Origin of the sequence: Mesobacillus selenatarsenatis SF-1, assembly GCF_000813125.1 — a bacterium.
GTDB lineage: Bacteria > Bacillota > Bacilli > Bacillales > Cytobacillaceae > Mesobacillus > Mesobacillus selenatarsenatis.
Genome location: NZ_BASE01000008.1, coordinates 24398 through 49014 on the forward strand (window position 1 = coordinate 24398; position 24617 = coordinate 49014).

Sequence of the window (24617 nt, forward strand, 5' to 3'; positions counted from 1 at the left end):
TTAATAGGTTATATAATAAAATTCGACAGTTTACCATACATAGTTGTAGAGAATTATGTTAAAATATTTTAATTGAGAAAGTAATTCAGATTGAGTTAAATCAACTTAAAGATTGATCGAAGGAAGAATCTTTATTATAATATATCTTGGGAATTCGTAATACCGAGAGGATGTTCAATATGTTAAAGGTAGCAGAATTGTTTGCCGGTGTAGGTGGGTTCCGGCTAGGTTTGGAAGCAACAAATGGATTCGAAGTTGTTTGGGGTAATCAATGGGAACCATCCAAGAAAGCACAGGATGCATTTGCTTGCTATTCTAGACGTTTCGATGGAAAGGGAATTCATTCAAACGAAGATATCGCAAAAGTTGATGCGAGTAGATTAATAGATTTAAACGTTAATATGATAGTAGGTGGGTTTCCTTGCCAAGATTATTCAGTTGCTCGAACACTTTCTGGAGAAAAAGGAATCCAAGGGAAAAAGGGTGTCTTATTCTGGGAGATTATTAGATTAGCGACTGATTTGCGCCCGAAATACTTACTTTTAGAGAACGTCGATCGTCTATTGAAATCTCCTTCAAAACAACGGGGGAGAGACTTTTCTGTCATGCTAGCTAGTTTCCGTGATTTGGGTTATTCTGTAGAATGGCGTGTGATTAATGCTGCTGAGTATGGACAGGCCCAGAGAAGGAGAAGAGTGTTCATTTTCGCTATTCGAAATGACTCTCCGTATCTTAAGGTAAGACAAAACATTGAAGATGAACTTATGATTAAAAGAGAAGGTTTCTTCGCCGGAGCTTTCCCGGTTACGGATGATCCATCGAAATACAATCCTGATTCATTCATACTGCCACGGGATTTAGTTGAAATCTCAGAACACTTCTACAGCAAATATATGAACGCGGGTATCATGAGGGATGGAGTTGTGTATACAGAAGAAGTCACGCCTAAGCTTGAATCACCGATTACCCTGAATGATATAATTGAATCAAATGTAGATGAGAAGTATTATTTATCAGAAGCTCAAATCGAAAAGTTTGAGTATCTGAAAGGTCCCAAGAAAATAGAACGTACTTCTGCGAGTGGTCATAGTTATGTCTTTTCAGAGGGAGGAATGGCTTTTCCAGAAACTTTGGATAAGCCAGGCCGGACTATGTTGACAAGCGAGGGTACAATTAACAGGAGCAGCCATGTTATTGAAGACCCAGAAACCAAGAGAATTCGTGTTTTGACTCCGGTGGAGTGCGAACGTCTTAATGGTTTTCCTGATAACTGGACAGAAGGAATGTCTGATCGAATGAGGTACTTTTGCATGGGTAACGCTCTTGTTGTGGGCTTGATACAGCGTATGGGCGAACGCATTCTTGAAATTGAGCAAGAAGAGCAAGAAGCAATCAAGAATGATCCGCAGCAACTAAGTTTATTTTAAAGATAAGAGAAAGGCCTTGACTGACTAGTCAAGGCCCTTATTCTTATATGGCTTCTACTGATTTCGCATCTTCAATGAAAGTGGCTATTTTTTCGATTGTTTTATCAAAATCTTGCCGGATTTCGTGCTCCCAAATCCTTAAAATATGCCACCCTTTTTGTAGGTAGAATTGGGTATGTTCCTTATCACGCTCCTGGTTTCTTTCAAGTTTTTTCTTCCAGAAATCAATATTACTTTTTGGCATTTTACCGTGGATTGGGCAAAAATGCCAGAAGCAAGAATCTATGAAAATGACTACTTTATATTTCTTAATAGCTATATCGGGAGTCCCAACCATTCCACGTACATTCCTTCTGAATCGTAAACCTTTTTTCCAGAGCTCCTGTGTGACAAGGGATTCCAATTTTGAAACAGCCTTGATTGAAGACATGATTTTACTTCTTTGCTGGTCCACCATCGTTTATCTCCTTCCCAGGGCATTGTTACTATGTTCTACCAACTAGAGAGGAAATTAAACATGGAACAGGTAGAATAATTACTTTGAAAGAGACGACGATAATAGACAATTTAAGTTTCAAAAAAAGAAATCAATCTAGCTTCTTAACTATTTCTGCAATATAGCTGTTATTTAACCAATAACATTGTTTCGTCATTTTTTGTCCATCCGGCAAGACGATTTTATCACTTCCATCTATTCCTTTTGGCCTGAGGTGGGTAACTCCATTGAATCCGATTTTGGGAAGGTTATTCGTTTCAACTAACTTCTTCCCATAGTATTTGTATTCAATCACTACACCTTCATTGATCACTTTATTTACACTACTCCATAATTCTTTTATCTTAGTCTCGATTGTTTTTAATGGCATATTCCACAACTTGATTCCCTTGAAATATAACTTCCTGTCCGGGTTCTGTTTTTTGGTTTCTCTAAACTCAAATACAACAAACAAAAATTTGGTTTCCTGGAAACGTTGCCGGATATAGCTATCTTCCCAAGTTTCCTGTATCCACTGTTGGAAATCGATATTTTCAAAAGACATATGCTGTTCAGGTTTTCCATTCGGTTCAAGGCGTATGGTTTTAAACTGGATATTTGCCTTAGCGAACTCTTCGATATTATCTAGCTTGGTTCCCTTAATCCCTAAAAAAGAACTGACTATACTTGGTACAAAACTTTTTGATTTTGGATTGTATTTTATATTGAACTGATCAGCTATTTGTTCGTCAGTCCACCCTATATACGGAGAGAACTTTTCAACGAGCAAATCTTTCAAGGTCTTCTTTTCCAAGTCATCCGCAGAAGCGAAACTTACCAAATCCTCATTCTTAATATATTTGCGGACTAAGGCGGTCATATACGACTGCTTCAAGGAATATGCACGTTGCATAGCCAACTTATTAGAAAAAGGTTGTGTCCGTAGTTGCTTATTATTTGCCCCTTTTGTGCATGCGCCTAAATAATTCGTGTCACCTTCTGATATTTCATGTGCATTGCCATTCCTGATTTTGTTAATGATGGTTTCCCAATCCTGCTTTATTATTTCTAAGTCAGCTTTGGGGTATGTGAATAGTATACTTTTATAAATACGATAATCATTCCGGTCAATTTCAGGAAGCCATTCATAAAACATTAGCAGTAATTTCTCGTTTTTCTTCCAGAAGCTTGATGTGTAGAAGTAAGTATGTACCTCTTCCATGTAATTGATGATATTAAGGACTAAGCGTTCCTTGGCCGATAGCGATCCGTTTTTATTACGTTTGAATGGTGTAACCTTCAATTCGACACCTAAATGTTCAAAGTCTGGCTGGGCATTTGAATTTACGGTGTAACCAAAAAAACTTTCTTCAATAACTTGCCCTAACCCGCCTTTCGCTTTTTTATTTTCCAACCTGTCATAAATATCAATTTCTCCAAAAGTTTTCCCCTCTGCTTCGTGCGCTTTCTCCACTAGTTCTTCCAAAGTAAAGTATTCCATATCAATCACCTCTATCATTAACTAGATTGCTTTTGTATCAAAAGGGTATTTTTTACAAATTTGTAATTACAGTATAAATCATCCGGCAAGGAATTACTAGATTGCCAATTACGCTATTAGAGTGTTGAATTAATATTGCAGAACAAAGGATTCAGCATAAAAAGAAATTCCTTTGTCCATGTCGACAAATACTTAAACGTGGTTAGCGCTGCAATGATCCTGGATATGCAAGTACTATGGGATTATAGTGGAGCAGCCAGTATAAATGAAATGAAGCATCCCCTTTGTTGAAGGGGATGCTTCAATTTTGCTGCTTTCAATAAAAAGGTAATCCTATCTCTATGAAACGGGAACGCTTTTATATTTGTTATTGAGGAAGAATATTGTCTATTTAGAGTTATTCACAGCCTTTTATTTCCATACCATCTTTAGTAGTATTAAATTAATAAAGCCATCAATAAATAAAGAGGGTGCTTCTGTGCTTAATCTCAATCATTTTCAATCTATTTTAAATATGGATAATACAGAATTCCGATGCAGAAAGGCATTGGATGAAATTTCTCCAGTTATTAAACGATTGTTTGAACGTTTTGTAGATATGTTAGATATTCAACTAAATGAAAATGTATATATTCGTAGCTACGATACTACGCTGTCTACAACTTATCATGATGCGAGAAATCCAACTTATGCTGAGAAGAAAAAAGTCTCGGATATTGGCCGCAAATATTTTGTCGGTTTGTATACCAAAGTGAACGATAAGGAATATAACTTAATTACTTTAGAACTTAATGGATTCAGCCAATTAATACTTATCCACCATGAGATTAACTTTATTCCGTTTTGGGCCTGGTATAAAAATGAGAAGATACATAGTGTACTAAACTCTATTCCCCTGGAATTCGATATTCTGACTGGTTGGAAAGAAAAAGAGAAAATTCCTAGAGAGGACTTCGCAAAGTATATAAAAGATTGTATTAAACCACGAAGACGACCGTGGTTTCAAATTGGAATGAGTCTCCCTTTAGAAGGGAGCCTAGAGGAACAGTTCTTAATTGATAACTTACTGAAAACGTGGAATCAGTTGGAGCAATATAGAAATTATTTTAATGAAGAAATTGATATTTCTCATAAAACTTACAACGCGTTGATGGCAGTGGCTTCAACTAGAAATATAAAGGAAACTGAACTACTAGGGCGTACATATTCAGTTGATATCTCTTCTGTGGAAGGGTACAAAACAAATGCCAAGCGACAATCGTTTCATATCTATGAAAGCGATCAGATGGTTACAAAGGGTTTTCTATATTATTTTGAGTTTCATGAGAAGTTTTCTCCTTTCCAAACCATCATGGTACAGATAGAAGGGCATAATCATATATTTACAAATGCTCGTGAAATTTTAGGTAACGGTATTAAAGAATGGCGGATTTCAAAATCCTTTACCACACAAACCCTGGATAACCATCAAGTAATGGCAGAGGCAATGAAATTATTGAACGAACATGGAATTGAAGCAGGAAGCAATGTTTATAAAGTTGGTAGTTTTAATAATGATACTAGAACCTTTGTTGAAGGTAATGAACAAGTTAAGAAAAACTTCATTGACGCTGCTTTGTTATTTGCCCATGCAAGCAAAAAACTTGAATTGCCTACTGAAGAACAGGATGAAGAAGTGGATTTAGTGGATGCACCGGCTGAGAATACTGATTTACTTGAACCGAATTTTCAGTTTGAGGAAATATATCAGACTATAACAAATAGTATTTTTACCTTTTCAAAAGAAATTATCCGGGACCTGCATCTGAACTTAACTGCCCTTGATGATAAGCATTTTGTTCTTTTAAGCGGCATTTCTGGAACCGGAAAAACTCAATTATGCCGACTGTATACTAATGCTGTCTATGGTCTGGAGTATGAGGATGAAAATCCGTACTTCACGATTATTCCAGTAAGGCCTGATTGGACTGATGCGAGTGCTCTGTTTGGATACTATAGTTCATTTGAGAAGCGCTATGTAAGAACAGAGTTTCTTAATGTTATCCTAAATGCTTTGAAGGAGCGGGAGAAACCTCATTTTATTTTACTTGATGAAATGAACCTCGCTCGAGTTGAATACTATTTAAGTGATTATCTTAGTGCGGTTGAATCAAGAAAAGAAATACCGTTGCATCAAGATGACCATGTAGATGAAATCCCTAAAAAGCTATTAATTCCGCCAAATGTTTATCTACTAGGTACGATTAATGTAGATGAAACGACTCATTCAATTTCTGATAAGGTGCTTGATCGTGCATTTGTCATGACCTTGTCTGATGTTGACTTTAATTCATACTGGGATAGAGCGGACCAGGATATCAAGGAAGTGCTTGGTAGAGAGTTTGCGATGCTAAAGGAATTGCATCAGATGTTATTAACGTATGAACTTCATTTTGGATATCGAACAATGGGGGAAATGTTGCGCAAACTGTTTGTTAATCATCAGTTGCCTGAGGAACACCAAATGGAGTCTTTAAAAGCTTTGGATCGCGTTATTTCTGAAAAGGTGTTAACGAAGGTTCGTGGTGATGAAAGGATTGCTGAAATGTTAAGAATGATGGAAGTTTGGCTTAAGGAAAACCTTGAGGCTGATTCCATCTCACTAAAACATGTCAAACGAATGCAAGAGGAGTTGGAGTATTATGGAGCCACTCAGTTCTGGAGATAACTACCTTGAAATATTGGATGTAAACCAAGGATGGATCCATATTACCGATGCGTATTTAACAGAAGCCGCTGAGTATAAACTCCGTTATAAAGGAGAGAGCATCGATGTCACAATCCAGGATGTACCTTTACCATTTTATAGACAAGAGGATGTTCTCTATGCAACTATGCTTACTCCGTTTCAAAGTGGAAACTTAAGAATCTCCATTAATGGCCAGGAGTTTGAGTCTTATATTTATCCTGATCAACGTAAGCTAACTGAAGAGCAATATACTTTAATGATTGAAGGCATTTTGGAGGAAGCCAATATTTGTTTTCAGTTATCTGGTTTGGAAACACAGGTTAACACTTTCGGAAGGGGTCGAGAGCCATCTTGGACGCAATGGAGTTATATCGAGCGGAACTTTCAGCAGCTACGACAAATTTTTTCGAAGATAGAAAGCAAGCCAATCAGAAAATTAAAGAAACAGACTACCATCATGAAAAGAGAAAAAGTTCAGAGAGCTGAACAGACGACTTTATCTTGGTTGGACAGAAAAGGGCACGGTCGAGATATTCCTACGCATGTTGAAACGGCTAAAACATACGAAACGATAAACCTATATGAGAATCAGATCCTAAAGCAGCAAGTAATAGATTTATTCAGGCTGCTAAGAAGCTATGAAAAAGCAGAAATTGATTCTGTTTCATTAAAAGCCAAAAGATATGTATCGGTTATTCGATACTGGATGAATAGCCCATTTTTAACTGAGATTGACGAGAATAAGGGTCCATACAACATAACACAGACCTTTAGGAAGCATCCTGTTTATCGATTATGGTATGAGTGGTTTGATAAGCTTTATAAGCATAAGAGGGAAGGGATAGGGTTGTCTTATCCCATCGCTTTGAAGGACACCTTTTTCTTGTATGAAATGTGGTGTTATATGTATGTTGTTAAAATATTGAGAGAGTCCAATTTAATTAAAGACACTAGCAATCTTTTTAAGACAACAAGAGATGGATTGTTCTTGAACTTAGCTGAAAACAAACAGAGTTCTGTACCCTTGTTAAACGGCATGACCCTATACTTTCAGCAATCCTATCAATATAACTCTAAGACCTTCCATACCTATACGCAGAGAATGATTCCGGATATCGTAATAGAAGGAGAGAATCGCATTATTGTGTTCGATCCGAAGTACAGGGTACCTGGTAACATAGGAACCGCATTAGGAGAAATGCATAAATACCGAGATGGAATTATACATCGAGAATCTGGGGAAAAGGCAGTCAAAGAAGTATACATTATGACTCCTACATCGAGTGATCAAGCGGATTCGATGAGGTATTTTGATGTGGAGTTTCGAGAGAAGTTCAGGATGGGTGCTGTTAAGATGGTGCCAGGTAGTCAGAATAGAGAACTAAAGCAATTAGTTTTGACTATGTTACGAGTTAGGAAGGAGGGATAATATATGTCTTTTTCGATAGGCAGAAGCGCGGGGACGTTCCCTGTCCTGTTTTTTCTTTAAAAGCTGAAGGAGAAGCACAGGGATCGAACCCTATCCTTCTCCTAGTTTGCCTATACGGCAATTCGATTATCTTCAAGCACTTGTTGGTATGAATTGGTTTCTATATAGATTTCATCCTTAAGGGGGTTGAGTCTATATTTTCGTATTCTGTAAAACTGATAAACTACTAATGCAATATTTGCAATCAATGATACCAAGCTTACGATGAAGAATGCCGTTGGATTATGGGTAGTTGGCACTGGTGCGATTCTATCTGCAAAAGAAGGAATCGTCATGACAAACATAATCCATAATGCCAGTGTATGAGCCCGGTGCTGCAGCCATGCCCCTTTCTTGATGAAAAAGGTGGGGATGGTACATGCAAGCAATAACGCCAATCCGCTGTAAAATGAGTGATCAGATATACAGTTGTACGTATAAGCAAAATTCCATAAATCATATGCAATAATCCATGGCCAAATCATATCTGGCCAAATCATATCCTTGGATTTATCTTTGGAGATATAGATACCAGTCCATCCACAGATTGCGACAATATTCAGCAATCCTGCTATTCCATTCATGATATTCCATGGGCCGGACATTACCCATAAATGATCAATATAGGCTCCGTTCCAGACTCCATAAGTGTATACTTGAAAATCTCGGATACATGCCTCCAGAATGTTTAGTGCAAGGATTCCAGGAGGAAACCATAGCACCCACTTCTTTTTTGTAAGCGATGGATAATAGCGAATAATCATGAAACCAAGACAACCTGCAAGAGCAGAATAAGTCTTAACCCAGTTAAACCAAGTTCCAGTGCCGTATTCATTGCCCGGGGCAGCTGTTGTTGGCCACACAAAGATGGTCAATACGGCCGGAACAATAAGGAAAAGAAAAATTCCTCCCCACTTGGTCGTACGGCTAAATTCGTTAAATGCCATTAGAGCAAAAAGAACAAACACCCATATTCCCCAACCAACAAACCCAGTGGATTCATATAACAAGCCCATCACACTTGCCTCCTTGGATTGCTCAATAGTGAGCATAATTTTGGTGATAGTAGTACGAAATATCCAAACGTTTGGTTTATGCTGATTTAAGGCGCTTGAAGCTATATTTTGCCTGGTCATTGTGCAGCTGCCACATATGCCAGAAAACGTAAGGGACAATCAGTATGAAGTTAATCATTCCCCAGAATTTTAATACTTCAGGGTTGAACCAAGATGAGGAGTCCATAACAAGTGGGAAAATATCAAAGCAAGCTCTTAATAACAAATGTGCAGCTAATGTGTATATACGGGCAGTGATGTATAATTCAGGTCGCTTCTTGATGACAGGATAAAGTTCCGCGGCTAACAGGATGCAAACAGAGCTGGCAAAATACATTGGTGATTCTGCATATACAAAGCAAGCATTCCAGGAAGTGTATATAAAATTCCATGATCCTGTTGTATAGGCTACTAAATCACCATAGGACTCTGTTGTGATTTTCCAGAATTTTGGAGCAAAAGGAATTGTTACACATAGGAGAAAGCCACAAGCAGCATTAAAGTAGTTTCCTAAAGTTAAATCTTTAATCGTGGCTTCAGCAATATTCAGGAACAGGATGGCATAAAAGAACCATAAGAATTTGTTACTTTTTAGGAAGTTCCATATCGGGCCTTTTTTATCTTCATAAACAGCAATTCGTGAGAAGCCGACAATAATCGTAGGAATGATAACGCTTAATATTTTTGCCCAACGAAACCATCCGTCTACATTTCCCATTAACCAAAAAGGAATAGTCAACAGGGAGGCAAGCCAAAAATAAGCAGAAAGCTTGTAGTGCTTACGAAAGAATACAATAATCCCTAACAATAGCGCCATGTAGATTGGCATTGACAAAACATGTGGCCAAATAACCATTTATCTCACCCTTTTTTTTAAGTTTATAACAAACCGAACGTTCGTTATGTTTTTAGTATAGGACCAAATCCCTAAACAGTCAATGTGAAAAGTATCACAAACGAAAATTTTCTTTATTGATGTGCTATGGTATTCTAAAAGTAATGAGGAGAGGATGACAATGAAAGTGGATGGAAAGTCAAAGATACTTGCGGCGGCAAGAATAGTCATCAGCCAGCATGGAGCTAATCGGGCAACAGTGCGGGCCATTGCTGAAGAAGCCGGGATGAGCACAGGGGCGATTTACCATTATTATAAAAACAAAGACGATATATTTTATGATCTGCTTGATGATAGTCTCTCGGATTCAACTCGCATCGCAAAGGGAATGTTGAATGAAGAATTAGCAAAAGACAGGGTGATCAAGGAAATTGTCCAAAAAACGGAAGAACGATTAAAAAAAGACACGGAAAATCGTCTTCAATACCATTTTGCCCATGAAATTCTATTAGGCAATGAAGAACTGCAGGAAAAATTCACTCAAAAATACCAAGAATGGAATCTCCGTATTGAGGAAATTCTAATCAATTTGTATGGACTTAAAGAGACACCTTTAAACAAAGCACTTTCATCCTGGTTATTAGGAGCAGTAGACGGCGTCATATTGCAAAACCTTCTTGAGGTAAATGAAAACACCGAAGAAGACATGCTAGAAATATTTGAACTATTATTAGATAAAGGATTGCCTCAATTCATCCAGATCTTAAACGAAAGCAAGTAGAAGCGCAGGGACGTTCCTCCGCTTCTTGCTTTATTCACCAGGGAAGTCATAGTTTATCACACAATGCGAATCATAAATCAACATGAAATTTAATGATCACTGCCACTACTGCCATTGTTTTTACCACGGAGTGACAAATAGTTTACCAATAAATGATAAGCTGTTTACCAGTGCTTTATATACATTCCTCAATCAGCATATTCTCAAGTTGTTTCAACACAAATGTCTCACGCCTCAACCAGCCATTTTGCTCGTATCTTTCTATCAAGCTTTCATTTTGCTTAATGGCTTCCTCCAGGGTAACCCATTTGGGTGTGAAATTCAGTTCAGCTTCGTACCCTTCCAATTGTTGGGCCGTTTTTTCAACAGATGCTAATTCACAAAGATAATAATGCGAGGTCATTTCAAATAGGGCATTGTCGATATACTCGTCCATTTTCCGTTCAGTGACTGTGCCAACCTTGTCGTTGACAGTGCAATGAATATAACCGGTTTCTTCTCTCACTTCTCGTATTAGACATTCCTCATGGCTTTCGTTTTCCTCAAGTCCGCCTCCCGGAAATTTAAAGTCTCCTCTACTGGAATGAACTAACAGAATACGATTATTTGACATTATGATTGCTCTGATTGCTACTCTCTCGATGGTTCTCTCAACGTTTGCTTGTAACGGATCTTCTATTATCATATCGAAATTCATGTTTTTCACCTTTTCATAATTATAAGGTCATAGATTGTAACGAATAAAATGACTATGTAACACCAGACTATTTTAGCGCCCTTTTGAATAACTCTTATGCTATGAATCTGCATTTTGGGAAGCTGCTGCAGCCTTTGAACTTACCTTTTTTACCTGTTCTGGACACAAGGGGACTTCCACAGCGAGGGCATATGTTTTCTGTCACCATTGTTTTCTTTTGCTTAAGCTCGTTTTTAATATCGGAGACGTGCTTTTTCTTTATTTCTCTCTTTTGTTTTTTATCCTGGATGAGAAATGGGGCGAGTAATTGCTTCACTTTACCGCGTTTAAAAAGGGATACTTCCTGTTTGACCTGGATTTTATCAATTGTAGCCAAAAGCTCGTTGCTTTTTATGACATAGGCATTCTTGAATGGTTCTTTGAATTTCAGTGTTGCTTCTTTTCCGAAAACGATCACTGAGTGGATGGGTATTTCTGCTGCCACTTCACCTAATTGTGCCTGTAGAGCTTTTATATGGCCTGAATTCTGCCAAATAGGGTTATATAATTTATCTTTGCGTTTGTAGTTTGTCTGATTCCAGTACTGGCTATGTTCAGAACCAGTAATCCAGCCTTTATAGTTTTTCGTCTCAATCACGAATATACCTTTAGGGGAGATTAATAGATGGTCAATCTGGGTAGTTTGTCCGTTTTCTTTCGGTAGATAGAGGTCGTTCATGAGGGTGTAGTCCTGAGAATCTAAAGAAGAGAGAATGTTGGCCACACGCTTTTCTCCAACCAGCCCTTGATACTGGCAAAATTGCGGTTTAAAATCATTACAATTATTAACATCAATACGGGAAAAAAATATGCTTCCATTAATGATCGACCTTTCATAGTGAAATATTTCCAATAATAGATTACCATATCTTGCGTAATTAATATCCTATTAAGTTAATGAATGCTCAACGAAGGAATAACATATTTTATTATTGAATTCCTTAATGTACCATTCAGATTCGTTTAACAAGTAACAAAAATAGCCTACCTTTCTATGGATATATAGAAAGGATAGGCTATTTTTCAAAATTGAATGTACTTAACTTGATATCTATATTACAAATGTTCTACTCAGCGGCCTTTTGAACAAAAACATCGGGTACTTCGATTTCTTGTTCTGAAAAAATGTCGGCGATGATAAAGCGTAGTTCGCTCTCGATTTCTTCTTTTGCTTCTAATGTCTTAACCGGTATTTCCACTACAAATTCCATTGCTTTGTTTCGGAAGTCTACGAATCTAACAGAATGTGAAGGAGCGGGCAAATAACCATTCGACCTTTCTTTTACGAGCTTAATTGACTCTTCCAGCAACAATTTTATTGTACTTGTTTCCGTTCCGTATAAAACACAAACATTCACCTGTGCGAGTCGTTCCGCCCCAGAGCGGTTTTTGATGATTTGTTCAATAAAATACTGGTTCGGTACGATCAGTTTTCCTTCTTTGACTGTCCGCACAACAGTCGAGCGAAGCCGAATTCTTTCTACTCGGCCGACTTTATCATCCACTTGAATGACTTCCCCGATTTCGAAAGGCCGCTCAAACAGGATGATAATTCCAGAGATAAAGTTGCCTGCCACATTACGCATTCCAAACCCGATCCCAATGCCCAGAACGCCGAAAACAGCTGCCAGCGAAGTTAAATCAATACCGACATAAGAAAAGCTTAATATAACGGCACCAATCATAAATGTATAATAGATCACTTTGCTTAAAGTATAGCCAACTCCTTTGTCCACTTCATAGTATTCGAAAAAGGAGGAAAGGATCGATCTAGTGAAGATTCTCAAGAATCTGTGGGCAATGGAAATGACCATAAAAGAAATAATGATAAGTGCCACAGTTATTTCTACATCCCCAATAGTATAGATTGGGGATAAAAACCATCGAGATCTTGAAAAAGTAAATAAAAATAACAGAATGATCCCATAGAAGGAAACCCAATTCAGGATCGAAATAAAACTTGGCAGAAATTTTGCTTTGAACTCCGGTTTATTGCCAGCAAACCTTTTAGCCAGCCTTTGGAGGATTAAATTTAAACCTAAAATCAAAATCACCCATCCAAAATACTTGGCTATTTCCACCAAATAAATATCCAATGTATAATCCTTAAACATTACTATCACCCAATCTTAGTTATATTGACTTATTCCTGTTATAGCTTGTACGTAAACTTGCATCTTTTAAAGCCGGTCATTTCAAGATTAGTGAAGTAATTTATACACTCTAGTTTAAAGATGCGTTTATCTATTACCTAATTGGGCCTAACTGCTTCGGACATTTTTTGTCATTGTATATTAACCGGTCTATTAACTGTCGACTAAAGAGGTGGTATTTTTAAATAGGAGGAATGTTGCAAAGTATGTCGAACTTCTTTTTATAGGAAAAATATAGGAGTAAATTAGCAGACTTTGAAAGTATAACGTCTAGAATTTGAATATAGTGAATAAAAATTGAGGTATTCATATCCCAACATAAATCTTGGAAGGATGTAATTTTTGGATAGTCTGGGAGGGAACATATAGGTTTCCATCAGAATAGTAGTTATCTAGAAAAATTCATAGGCCAAAGAGCTTTCTTGTGCTGCCAATGAAGTTGGGATTTACATAACTGTAAGTAGAGATGCTTTTGTCCAATGGGCCCAATCATGTTACTAATATGAGGTGAGATTGTTGGTGCAAAATGAAGGGCAGGACCGCACAACGGATCTATTACTAATTATATTGACATTGCTATTGGCAATCTCAGCGGTGGTTTTCTATCCGATTTTTCGAATGTTTCCTTTCTGGGATATATGGACTTTCATTTATGTTTCAATAGAAATAGGATTTGTCCTCATTTTAGTTTTTGGTGTGAGGTCTACAGTTAGAGGTATTAGGTGGTTTCTCATCATTGCTACCACTCTCTGTATTATTCTTAATTCTGTTCTAATATTCCTATACATGATTCCCCGTGGCATTTCTTGAAGAATGGAATTATTATAGGATGCACCGTTGGTGATGGAGGACTAAGTTTGAAGAAACCTCTATATTTCTTTTTTATAAATTCAATAACTGGAAGCGCAGTTAACGTCACTGCGCTTATATGAATGGGGCAGTGGAAACATGACAATCAGAATAACCAAATGCACTCTTGATGATTTACTCACACTGCAGGAAATTAGTTATGTAACTTTTGATGAGACATTCAAGGAACAGAACTCTCCCGAGAATATGAAGGCCTATCTGGATAAAGCATTTAACTTAAAACAATTGAAAGAAGAATTGAGCAACGCTTCTTCTGAGTTTTTCTTTGTGTATTTTAACAATAAGCTAGCCGGGTATTTAAAGCTTAATATTAATGAGGCGCAGTCTGAGGATATGGGAAGTGAAGCGCTTGAAGTTGAAAGGATTTATATTAAAAGCGATTTTCAAAAACATGGGCTTGGCAGATATATGCTGAATAAAGCGGTGGAGATTGCGAAGTTCCATACTAAAACTAAAATCTGGCTGGGTGTTTGGGAGAAGAACGAAAATGCGATTGCTTTTTATAAGAGAATGGGTTTTGTAGAGGTTGGATCTCATTCCTTCTATATGGGCGATGAGGAGCAAATCGACATTATCATGGCTCTTGATATTCATAAGTAATAACCGAACAATAGGCAGAATAGATGTTTTTAGAATGTGGTCGGTTAAAAGCTTTGCTTAAAATCGTGTGATACTAGATGAGGGGGACGGGGAATGAAAACAGTATACAAACTCAGTCCTAGTGATTATTGGAGAATCGGGGAGCTTGAAAGCTGGTTGTCAGATATGGCGGCTGAGGGGCTCTTTCTGAAAAAGTTGGGGAGACAGTTTGTCAAGTTTGAAAAAGCAGACCCGAAAAACATGAGGTACAGGGTAGTGGTGTCGATCAGTAAAGAGATATCGGCTGAGCAAGTTGATATGTATGGCGATAAAGGCTGGGATTTTGTCACCAGCTATGGTTCTTTTCATGCGTTTTCATCACCTGCTGAGCTGAATGCGCCGGAGCTATACACTGACCCTTCAGAGCAATCGTATTCCTTGAAGGAACTGGATAAACAATTGGTATTTAATGCTGCTGTCATCGTTTTTGGCCTGCTTCTCATGATTGGTATGTTAGCTTCTAGCTTGTTCCTGGACGGGACACCAACGTTGGTAATGGTGGAGGGAATCATGGTCCATCAAACGCTTTTGGCTATTTACATCTGTTATATCGCTTATGCTTCAGTACAAGCTGCTTTTTCCATTCGTGATTTGCGCAAAAGATTAGCTGAAGGTATACCAATTGACCACCATTCTCCGTGGAAAAAGAGACATACATTCCATAGAGCTATTACTTTTCTTTTTACGGTGGTGATTGGATTAAGTGCTATTATTCCATTTGTACACCTAATGAAAATGGATACGAAAACATTGCCGGAAAAAGACGTGAATTTGCCGATTGTCAGACTGGCAGATGTTGAGAGGGAACCTAAATTAGAGCGACCAAAACCTACATATTTAGGGGATGGTGTGGATTGGAGTAATCGATATTCATTTGCCTGGAGCCTTCTGGCACCTGTACAATATGAAGCTGATGAACACGGGCTGGTTCGGGATAAATTATGGGGAGATGGCAGCGGGGAGTATTCACCGTCTATACATACACAATATTATCAACTCCGGTTCCCTGACATGGCAGAACATTTGATTACGGATTTGATCAAGCGCTACAGTTTTGAAACCAACCAGGGTGATTTTGTAGAAAAGAAGCACCCCGACCTCGATCTTTTGATTGTCCGTGAAGAAAAGGAGCTGAAGCAAGTATTTGCTACAAGGGGAAAAGAAGTCATGTATGTACATTATTTTGGTTATGCGGATGTAAATACAGTCCTTGATAATGTGGTTGAGAAGATGAATAAAGAGTAAATCATGATTGTCGAATTAAAATATATAACACAATTCAAACAGGAGATATGTATGGACTTCCTTAAAAAAACTAGAGAATTTATCGATCGACATTATGAAATGCCAAAAGGAATAATAGGTACATATATTGGTGAAAAAATGGTAAGGCAGCACAAGACTGAAACAAACTGGACATTAGAGTTAATGGATGTTCAAAAAGGAGACAGGATTTTAGAGTTGGGCTGTGGGGCCGGTTATGCCATTAAATTAATTTTAGAAAAGGATTTAACTCAAGAAATAGTCGGTTTGGACATTTCTCCAACAATTATTGTATCAGCACAATTCAGAAACAAAAAGGCAATAAGGGAAAAGAGAGCAAAACTAGTGCAAGCAAATCTCAATAAATTGCCCTTTGATCATGAATATTTCAACACGGTCTTCAGTATCCAAACCATTTATTTTTGGACTGATATAGATACGACTTTATCGGAAATTTTCAGGGTTCTAAAGCCAGACGGAGTTGTCATACTTACTTTTTCTGACGGGAAAGAAGATGAAACTTGGGAAGGCATAAGAGGCATTACTGAAAATCAAGTTATTCCGTATATGAAGAATGCAGGATTTACTGACGTTGCTTTAATCAAAGGTCCAGATTCAAGGGGGTATCATACCGTTGCGGTTAGGGGAACTAAGCAATAATAAATTAACCTTCCAGTCTTCTTCTGTACCTCTATTGGGAAGCGTTTGTTGAAGAACAAGTCATTAAAATACTTGAAGAACGCAGAGATTGAAAAACCTCTGCGTTTTTCTATGGGATTGAATTGTATAAAAGTACCTGCTATTTCTCTTTTGAATTTGGATTTTCCACTTCACAACCGAACTATTTAGTGCCACCGTGCGCTTTCTATTGTTTGTGATTTACCATTTGCGGTGGCTCTTCCATCCATCCGTTTTTAACCATGATTTTGGCACCTTTATGAGCATATTCAAAAACATCCTTCGTAAAGATGGTCATTTTTACAGGCAGGTCATTCCGTAAGCTAAAAGCAGTTCCGAGTGAGGTGCTTCCCAGGGAAAAACTGCAGAAAAGACTTGTACAATACATCATTAATTTATCCGAAAATGGAGCGACTGTGGATTGAGTTGCATTTCCTCCCGATGATTGTGGGGCAGGAAGACTTTCCTGGATCATTAACTCACTTAATTCTTTGACAATCCCTTTTGCAAGCTCTGCACCCTCATGAAAGAATTTCTTAACCTCGCTATCATTGGCGCACTGGGCAAACCCTAAGATCATCTGCAAACCTGTAAGATTTGCTTCGATTCCTTTTTGAATATGGGCCACCTCGAGTGTGTTTAAGGTCCTCTTCTGGTTAAATGGATTGATGGGTAGCCCGCCAAAGTAATCATAATTCTTTACAAATTCGACGGTCTTTGGCATCGGTACGTAAGGAGTTCTTACAAGCAGCCCTTTTTCAAGTAAATATTGCGTGCAGATCCTGTAATACTTCTGGCTGAGAGCGGTAAGGTCTGCCATAAGGATATTGATATCCTCACGAAACGTCATCGTTAAATTCAATGCATGCATTCCCATACTGATTTCTTTTATTAAACGGACAAACATAATATCAAAGCCATTGTCGAATAACTTAGGGACATGTTTATTTACATCTTCTGGTGTATATCCGACTGGAATGACAGCACATTCTTGCTCAAAGATTTCTACGATTTTGCCTACATATACCTCAAGTTGTCTATACAAACTTGTCATAATTTCCCTGGCTTTTTCATCATCAGCTTTGTCTATAAAGTATTCCAGTATTCGTAAAATCATTGTTTTTTCCTGATAGGTAAGCCATAAAGTGGCTAATTCGGAAGAAGTAATGGAAGCTTTCTCTGGCACAGGTAATCCTCCCTAATATCTTTTGATTTTAGGATGTGATTAACTTGTGATTTTATGCCATTTTATTAATTGTTTACCTATTAATCATATGTAAATGAACTGTGTTAACTTGATATCTGTTATTAGCGCTTTTGATTTGTAAAAGGGGGCATGTTAGCGCTTATCTGACTCTCCCAAGACCCCAATCCCCGTATTGGTAATAAATATAGAATAAGAATAAGAACACATTAACAATGAAGAAAAAGAGAAACCAGGACTTTTGAATTCTTATTTTCCACATTAAAAATAAAACAAAGAAATTCATCATCATGGGAACAAATGTGTATGTCATTCTTTCATCAATAAGAGAAAGCGCATTTGGACTCAGCCAATTAATGAATTTGTCTGATACTTGCGCTATAACGGAGAAAATGATCATACCCCAAAATAACATTACCAAAATAACTTTTTTCATATGGCCTCCGGCGAACTAATCTATTTTTCTTTTATTTTACAATAGGGATGGCACTTACGACATATTTAAAGGAAAATATTCCCTTAGCAACTCATTGTGTTACAATAAGAATATACGTTCGGTTAATGGGAGGTTGTATGTTGAAAAGCAAAAATGATGTAATACGCTTAATTCAAAGCGACGACACAATGATGGAAATTATCCAAGCTGCCAGCACACTGAGTTTGCCTGACTGGTGGATTTGTGCAGGGTTTGTCCGCTCGAAAGTTTGGGATGAACTGCACGAATTTAAAGAGCGAACGCTGACCCAGGATGTGGATGTTATTTATTTTGATCCAACAAACATTGATGAGAATGTAGAAAAGCTCTTAGAAAAAAAGTTGAGAAGGATCTTGCCTGATGTACCCTGGTCTGTTAAAAATCAAGCAAGGATGCATGTTGTCAATCAGATTCCGCCCTATAGTTCTTGTATAGATGCGATCTCGAAGTTTCCGGAAAGAGCTACGGCTCTCGGTGTAAAGCTGGACAAGGAGAATAATTTGGTTCTGATCGCTCCTAGCGGGATCGAAGATGTCCTTAATCTTGAAGTGAAACCGACTCCTTTTTTTACAGAAACAAAAGAACGTGCTGCGATTTATGAGGAGCGGATTGTTAAAAAGAACTGGAAAGCGATTTGGCATAAGATCAATGTCCATCATGTCAAAGTGTTAAAACCCCATTTCAAATAGCTCCCCAAAGTATAGTTCCTGGAATTTCTTGTTCAGAATGCCGGTATAGTAGGCAAGCGGATTTTTAACTGTCACCTTGGTCTTCATTTTTCTAATTAGCTGCTTAAAAGAATCCAGGGAGACGGACAGAATGGTTTCTGCCTCGTTTTCCTGGTTATTTTTATAAGCAGCGATCGTTGTCATTTTCCAAAATTCCTCGATGGCCTTTGCGCTTGGGAAAAAGTATTTTGCCAGATCGACAAATGGTTTTGGAATTCTGTCACTGACGAAAAGATGATCTTCTGGTGCCTTGTGAAATGCTGTTTCTTCACGTTTATTATTCTTTATAGTTTTAGTTTCAGAAGGAATAATAGTTTTATTTTGGTGGTTCATTTTTTCCTTTTTCGGTGGTTCATTGTTAGGAAAACGATTGAATACATATAGATTGCTGGATTGTGAACCGTTTTTACGTTCTGTTTCATGTACGGTGAAGATACCAAGATTGCTGGCTTTAATGATCATTCGTTTAAAAGTGGAACGGGAAATGCCGAGTTCGTTGTATTCCTCATGGATAGCTTTCAACACCGTTCCGATTTTAGCGTTGCTGACACCTGGAATTTTAGCAGCAAAGCGGGCCAGCCTCTTCAAACCAACCAATTCTCCCTTCGAAAAATCATGCTTATGGACAGCAAGCCACATTTCCAAATGACGATTGAACTCCTCCAGCGAAACGAACTGCGAATACCCTTCAAATCCTTCAATGACCCCTGATTTAATTGTCATTATTTTGCACCGCCCTTTCACTGTCTATATACAGCGAGGCAATTAAAAGGGACAGGTAGGGAAGGTGATTTTTGTGACGGATTTGTGACAGATTTAAAAAGGTCGCGTGAAGCTGCTGTACTTAAAATTGAAGGATGAAATAGACTATGAAGAGTATGAGCAGTTGATGAAGCAGTTGAGAAGTGCTGCGTGGGAAGTTGAAAGAGTATAAACAGTTATAAGAGAAGCGCAGGGACGGTGAACCCTGTGCTTTTTCTAGGATTGTTTTAGTCACGTACCTTTTTGAAAGGGGAGGTCATGACTCATGCTACTGATTATTAGCTTTTTTATAGTGGCGACGTTAAAGCTGGGTGAGGGTGAAACTACCACTTTTGTTTTTTTATAAACTATGTATTAAAAATATAGATTTATAAGACCACTTGCCAGAAGATTTGTATAATAACTCACAGGTTATATGACTTATTTCGAAAACACTTTGTTCATTTCCTTAAGATAAAAATATGGTTGCAGGAAATCTTGTTCTTTTAGTGGAATTATTTTATAAAATAAACGCACGGAAAAATGTTTTATAGTGGGGGTTTATGAGTGAAAAGAAGGATATGGATATTCATTCTTATTCCATTAATGTTGATTTTGCTTTATACAGGGACTTATATACCTCATAAAGTCCTGAACATAGACCCTGCTACCGTTTCAAAGATCACTGTCTTTGATGGAAGTACTGGTTATAGCATTGATATCACTGATGAAAATAAAATTAATCATATCATCACTAACCTGAATGAAATAACATTCCAAAAAGGGAAATCTTCAATCGGCTATTTGGGGTATCGTTTTAACACTTCTATTTTTAATGATAAAGGAAAAGAAATTAAGGAACTTATCATAAACTCAAAAGACACAATAAGGTATAAAGGATTTTTCTATACTTCAGTAGACCAGCCAATTGACTTTAATTATATAGAGGAGTTGGTCCGTGAAAATTCTAATGATGATAATAACCGGTAAAATAGGTAGGAGTAGAGTTGAGGAAGGGGAGAGGTGGTGTAGATGAAAAATAAAAAAGTTTTTATGCGCACTGTTTTGGTAATTGCCACATTAATTATGATTGGAAGAGACTACTATTTGACTAAGGAGGACAGACCCCCTAATTTCTCTATTCAAGTAGATACCTATAAAGACGGAGGAACAAAAGTTTACTTGGGGCTGGGTTATAAGGTAATTGATTACAATCAACTCGACGGCCGTAAAGATGTGGTATTTATCCCGTTTTATCTCGAAATGTTTGAAATAAAGTAACCTTTGTCCTCTTATTCAAGCTATTCAAAATTAGACTCCTTTTTCTTCGAATGCATGAATTTCATTATTATGACCTAACACGATGAGAATATCATTGGGGCAAATGACTTCTTCAATTGAAGGGGAAACAATAAATTCTTCTCCTCGCTGGATTCCGATGATCGTACAGCCGTATTTGGACCTGACATTCAGCTCGTTTAATGTTTTGTCCGTTACCTTTTTTGTAGAGATTATTTCTGCAATGCTGTGGTTCTTGGAAAGCTCAATAAAATCAACAATCTTATCGGAAGTAACATGGTGGGCGATTCTCTTGGCCATTTCCCTTTCAGGGTGAATAACACGATCGGCTCCGATTTTCTCTAATACTTTCTGGTGATTCTCACTTAATGCTTTTACCCAAACTTGTTTGACACCCAATTCCTTTAGCAGCAATGTTGCGAGGATACTAGCCTCAATATTACCACCGAAGGATACAATCGCAATGTCTACATTTTTTAAGCCTAATTCTTTAAGATTATTTTCGTTAATGGCATTGGCCACAACTGCATGGGTTGCCAATTCGCTAAAGCGGTTCACTCGTTCTTCATTCACATCCACAGCCAGAACTTCGAAACCAAGATGATGAAACTCCTCAACAAGACTTCCGCCAAAACGCCCAAGACCTATCACAGCAAATAACTTTTTCAATATGCGATTCCCCCTGATTATGAAAGAAGATACTATTCACCGTGTACCTTTTTAGTATGCCAATTCCTGATATTTATTTTTAATAAAATGAAAGAAAATGATTAATAGGATGGCTGCTGCTGGATAAACGGGGATAGAATATAGGAGCTTCCAGCCTGTATAAATTAAGGCGTTATTTTTCACACAAATCCATTCATATAATACTGAAAATCCTGTCCATCCTAAAATATACATAACCATTTTTTTACCGTATATTTCGAACTTGTCGTAAAAATAAAGAAATACTAAAGAAGCACAAGGATACATGAATAAATGAAATAGTGCACCAGAAAGTTCGTATGTAGGATTATCACCAAAATAGTAGGCCTTAAAAGGGGTTGCGATTAAAAAGTAGTCAATCGATGAAACGAGAAAAATATTATACATCCAGATAAGAAGGACGATCACTGGCCGGAAGTATTTTCGGATGGGCCAGAATGCTAATAATGCTGCAACGGAAGAGATCAGAAAGAACCATTCGTTCCAATCGTATTTTACATTCATTTGTAAGGTCCTCCTTTAAAAAGTAAAATGCGGTATCCCTTCATAAAGCCAATCAGCAATATGAGAGCCCCAAACCAAACGGAAGGTGACCACCAAAACTGCCAATTCACATGAATCAATACACCCAAATAATGGTTCAGCCATTCTACGCTTGTTAATAAAGCTACAAACAAAATCATTAAAAAGCCCTTTTTGTACCATGTATCCGTGACCAGATAATAATCCAAAAATAAAACCATAATCACTGGATAGAGGTTGATTCGACTAAAAAAATGCGACATTTCAAGAGGTAAATGTTCAGGGATGTGCAGAGTTTTAAAATTCATATAACATAGTGCAGAGTAATTCTGAGCGATGTAAGAAGCAAGAAACCAATAAGGCGTGAGCTCTAGAATGTGGAGATTTTTCTTTTTCTTAATGAAATAAAGTAAAGCGATTCCGTTTAATAAGAGATAAATGAACAATATCATATAATAATCTCCTTATTTGCCTATTCCCTCATCGTTGGGCTAAAAGCCCTTTTCGTGATTGTTGAGGGAATCTTCAGTAGAAAAACGATAAATGCCATATTGACTTATTGTTACCAAAAATAATCAAGATATGTTTCCCTTTATCAATTTTTTTAAGAAAAACGGCTAACTTCTAGTCTGATACTCTATATATAACTTTTTGTAAAAGAGTAAATTGGAACTCCGATTTTAAAAAAAGTCGTTCAAGCGTGTGATTTCCTTGACTTCTCTAAAACCCTGCACAGTAGCCTTTGCATCATTTCCATGAAGAATGACACTTTTTTACTCTAAAATTACAGTTCTTTAACAAATCGCTAGAAAAGACAGGATATCCAAGTCGGTGTCGAATGTTATAGGTATAGAGATAAATAGGGGGCAAGATCTGAAGCTAATTAGGGGGACTTTAAATGCTAGAATTTGAAAACAATATCGATCAATTTGCGACTATAAAAGTAATTGGGGTTGGCGGCGGAGGAAATAATGCTGTGAACCGAATGATTGAGGACGGCGTGCAGGGAGTGGAATTCATTGCCGTAAATACAGATGCGCAGGCTCTTAACATGTCAAAAGCGGAGGTCACGATGCAAATCGGCGGTTCGCTGACCAGGGGCCTTGGAGCTGGTGCCAAACCTGAAATCGGCAGAAAGGCTGTCGAGGAAAGCAGGCAGCAGATCAAGGATGCCCTGCAAGGTGCCGACATGGTGTTCGTAACGGCCGGAATGGGCGGCGGAACCGGGACCGGAGCTGCGCCAGAAATTGCCCATATCGCACGCGAACTTGGTGCACTTACAATTGGAGTGGTGACTCGTCCGTTCACTTTTGAAGGCCGCAAGCGGGCACAAAATGCGGCAGCCGGAATTGAAGAGATGAAGAAAGCCGTTAATACATTAATCATCATTCCAAACGAGCGATTGCTGGAGATCGTCGACAAGAAAACACCTATGATTGAAGCCTTCCGTGAGGCGGACAATGTCCTAAGGCAGGGTGTCCAAGGCATTTCCGATTTGATCGCCGTGCCAGGCATGATTAACCTTGACTTTGCTGACGTGAAAACGATCATGTCCAACAAAGGAACGGCTCTTATGGGCATTGGTGTAGCTTCAGGCGATGACCGTGCTGTCGAAGCTGCCAAAAAGGCCATCTCCTCGCCATTACTTGAAACAAGCATTAATGGCGCGAAAGGTGTTCTGATGAACATCACGGGCGGCATGAACCTCAGTTTGTATGAAGTCCAGGAAGCAGCCGATATTGTCGCGGCTGCAACAGATGACCAGCTTAACATGATTTTTGGATCGGTCATCGATGAAAATCTGGATAAAGAAATCATGGTGACCGTGATTGCGACCGGCTTCGACCCTAATGAGGAGGAAGCTCCGCTGTCGAACACATCTCGCCGACCTGGAGGCATGATTGCCAATTCCCGTGAGCAATACCAGTCTCAGTCGAGACGGCGAGAGCCTGTTGCCCATGCAGAATCGGCGGACTACGGCCGAGGCCAAAACAATAGCCAGTCCGGCAGTTATGGCCAATACGGTAACTACAACCAATCGGGCAATTACAGCCAGTCACCTGACTACGAAGAGCCTGGGAATTACGAACGGGGTACCCAGCTTCAAGACGACTCGCTTGATACTCCATCGTTCTTGCGTAAGCGAAGCAGAAGGCGGTAATCCAAGGAACAAAAGGCCAAATCATTTGCGATTTGGCCTTTTTGATTTGTAGGACATTTTTAAAACCATTATTACTTTTGATGAATTTCATTTTAAATTAACAGTACATTTTACTCGATAAAGGAAATTCTCTGTAAATGTTGAATATAAACGAATGATGAGGTCTTTAT

22 protein-coding genes and 1 pseudogene are annotated in these 24617 nt (G+C 38.1%); 11 read left to right on the forward strand and 12 right to left on the reverse strand.

Going from position 1 to position 24617, the window contains the following annotated elements; translation table 11 throughout:
- Nucleotides 1-179: 179 nt before the first annotated feature.
- Nucleotides 180-1427, forward strand: a complete 1248-nt coding sequence (gene dcm, locus TY49_RS01415) for a DNA (cytosine-5-)-methyltransferase (RefSeq protein ID WP_041964111.1) — start codon at nt 180-182, stop codon at nt 1425-1427.
- Nucleotides 1428-1470: 43 nt separating this feature from the next.
- Here the strand turns inward: dcm and TY49_RS01420 are convergent, their stop codons facing one another.
- Nucleotides 1471-1884 (reverse strand): very short patch repair endonuclease, encoded by a 414-nt coding sequence (locus TY49_RS01420; protein WP_041964112.1) that lies wholly within the window; start codon nt 1882-1884, stop codon nt 1471-1473.
- A gap of 130 nt (nt 1885-2014) precedes the next feature.
- Nucleotides 2015-3403 (reverse strand): Sau3AI family type II restriction endonuclease, encoded by a 1389-nt coding sequence (locus TY49_RS01425; protein WP_041964113.1) that lies wholly within the window; start codon nt 3401-3403, stop codon nt 2015-2017.
- A 478-nt stretch (nt 3404-3881) separates the two neighbouring features.
- Here TY49_RS01425 and TY49_RS23745 point away from each other — a divergent pair, with 478 nt between their 5' ends.
- Nucleotides 3882-6110 (forward strand): McrB family protein, encoded by a 2229-nt coding sequence (locus TY49_RS23745; protein ID WP_052442040.1) that lies wholly within the window; start codon nt 3882-3884, stop codon nt 6108-6110.
- The gene (locus TY49_RS01435) at nt 6085-7560 is read left to right on the forward strand and encodes a DUF2357 domain-containing protein (protein WP_041964114.1); all 1476 of its coding nucleotides are present in this window, start codon (nt 6085-6087) and stop codon (nt 7558-7560) included. Before TY49_RS23745 ends, TY49_RS01435 begins: the two co-directional genes overlap by 26 nt.
- Before the next feature lie 110 nt (nt 7561-7670).
- On the opposite strand, the gene TY49_RS01440 is transcribed toward TY49_RS01435, so the two are convergent.
- On the reverse strand, nt 7671-8615 hold the full coding sequence (locus tag TY49_RS01440) for a DUF5692 family protein (protein ID WP_041964115.1): 945 nt from the start codon (nt 8613-8615) through the stop codon (nt 7671-7673).
- A 76-nt stretch (nt 8616-8691) separates the two neighbouring features.
- Nucleotides 8692-9510: a hypothetical protein gene (locus tag TY49_RS01445; protein WP_041964116.1), complete on the reverse strand. Its 819-nt coding sequence runs from the start codon at nt 9508-9510 to the stop codon at nt 8692-8694.
- Between the two features lie 160 nt (nt 9511-9670).
- Between TY49_RS01445 and TY49_RS01450 the strand changes: the two genes are divergently transcribed.
- The gene (locus TY49_RS01450) at nt 9671-10270 is read left to right on the forward strand and encodes a TetR/AcrR family transcriptional regulator (RefSeq protein ID WP_232310338.1); all 600 of its coding nucleotides are present in this window, start codon (nt 9671-9673) and stop codon (nt 10268-10270) included.
- Between the two features lie 175 nt (nt 10271-10445).
- Here TY49_RS01450 and TY49_RS01455 read toward each other — a convergent pair whose 3' ends face one another.
- From TY49_RS01455 to TY49_RS01465, 3 genes are all read right to left on the reverse strand, one after another.
- Nucleotides 10446-10967, reverse strand: a complete 522-nt coding sequence (locus TY49_RS01455; protein ID WP_041964117.1) for an NUDIX domain-containing protein — start codon at nt 10965-10967, stop codon at nt 10446-10448.
- A gap of 94 nt (nt 10968-11061) precedes the next feature.
- The gene (locus TY49_RS01460; protein WP_084135343.1) at nt 11062-11859 is read right to left on the reverse strand and encodes an NERD domain-containing protein; all 798 of its coding nucleotides are present in this window, start codon (nt 11857-11859) and stop codon (nt 11062-11064) included.
- A gap of 214 nt (nt 11860-12073) precedes the next feature.
- Complete coding sequence (locus TY49_RS01465) at nt 12074-13120, reverse strand: mechanosensitive ion channel family protein (protein WP_041964118.1); 1047 nt, start codon at nt 13118-13120, stop codon at nt 12074-12076.
- 987 nt (nt 13121-14107) lie between these two features.
- Here TY49_RS01465 and paiA point away from each other — a divergent pair.
- The 3 genes from paiA (at nt 14108) to TY49_RS01485 (ending at nt 16591) form a co-directional block, all read left to right on the forward strand.
- On the forward strand, nt 14108-14629 hold the full coding sequence (gene paiA / locus TY49_RS01475; RefSeq protein WP_041964119.1) for a spermidine/spermine N(1)-acetyltransferase: 522 nt from the start codon (nt 14108-14110) through the stop codon (nt 14627-14629).
- Nucleotides 14630-14722: 93 nt separating this feature from the next.
- Nucleotides 14723-15913, forward strand: coding sequence for a DUF2812 domain-containing protein (locus tag TY49_RS01480; protein WP_041964120.1), 1191 nt, complete (start codon nt 14723-14725; stop codon nt 15911-15913).
- 3 nt (nt 15914-15916) lie between these two features.
- Nucleotides 15917-16591: a class I SAM-dependent methyltransferase gene (locus TY49_RS01485; RefSeq protein WP_232310340.1), complete on the forward strand. Its 675-nt coding sequence runs from the start codon at nt 15917-15919 to the stop codon at nt 16589-16591.
- A 205-nt stretch (nt 16592-16796) separates the two neighbouring features.
- Here TY49_RS01485 and TY49_RS01490 read toward each other — a convergent pair whose 3' ends face one another.
- On the reverse strand, nt 16797-17795 hold the full coding sequence (locus tag TY49_RS01490; protein WP_041964122.1) for a DUF3231 family protein: 999 nt from the start codon (nt 17793-17795) through the stop codon (nt 16797-16799).
- A 591-nt stretch (nt 17796-18386) separates the two neighbouring features.
- On the opposite strand from TY49_RS01490, the gene TY49_RS01500 reads away from it, so the two are divergent.
- Nucleotides 18387-18977, forward strand: a complete 591-nt coding sequence (locus TY49_RS01500) for a nucleotidyltransferase family protein (RefSeq protein ID WP_041964124.1) — start codon at nt 18387-18389, stop codon at nt 18975-18977.
- Here TY49_RS01500 and TY49_RS01505 read toward each other — a convergent pair.
- A complete protein-coding gene (locus TY49_RS01505) occupies nt 18957-19739 on the reverse strand; it encodes a hypothetical protein (protein ID WP_041964125.1) in 783 nt (260 codons plus the stop codon). The genes TY49_RS01500 and TY49_RS01505 overlap by 21 nt on opposite strands.
- 585 nt (nt 19740-20324) lie before the next feature.
- Here TY49_RS01505 and TY49_RS01510 point away from each other — a divergent pair.
- Nucleotides 20325-20747, forward strand: coding sequence for a hypothetical protein (locus TY49_RS01510; RefSeq protein WP_041964126.1), 423 nt, complete (start codon nt 20325-20327; stop codon nt 20745-20747).
- Nucleotides 20748-20789: 42 nt separating this feature from the next.
- The gene (locus TY49_RS01515; RefSeq protein WP_052442043.1) at nt 20790-21038 is read left to right on the forward strand and encodes a hypothetical protein; all 249 of its coding nucleotides are present in this window, start codon (nt 20790-20792) and stop codon (nt 21036-21038) included.
- Between the two features lie 30 nt (nt 21039-21068).
- Here the strand turns inward: TY49_RS01515 and TY49_RS01520 are convergent, their stop codons facing one another.
- From TY49_RS01520 to TY49_RS01530, 3 genes are read right to left on the reverse strand one after another with little or no spacing between them, the layout of a single operon-like run.
- A complete protein-coding gene (locus TY49_RS01520; RefSeq protein ID WP_041964127.1) occupies nt 21069-21725 on the reverse strand; it encodes a potassium channel family protein in 657 nt (218 codons plus the stop codon).
- A 51-nt stretch (nt 21726-21776) separates the two neighbouring features.
- Entirely contained in the window at nt 21777-22268 is a 492-nt protein-coding gene (locus TY49_RS01525; RefSeq protein WP_041964128.1) for a hypothetical protein, read from the reverse strand.
- Nucleotides 22265-22738, reverse strand: a complete 474-nt coding sequence (locus TY49_RS01530; protein ID WP_041964129.1) for a hypothetical protein — start codon at nt 22736-22738, stop codon at nt 22265-22267. Before TY49_RS01530 ends, TY49_RS01525 begins: the two co-directional genes overlap by 4 nt.
- A gap of 446 nt (nt 22739-23184) precedes the next feature.
- On the opposite strand from TY49_RS01530, the pseudogene ftsZ reads away from it, so the two are divergent.
- Nucleotides 23185-24148: pseudogene (gene ftsZ / locus TY49_RS01535) on the forward strand (cell division protein FtsZ); the annotation flags it as partial.
- Between the last annotated feature and the right edge of the window lie 469 nt (nt 24149-24617).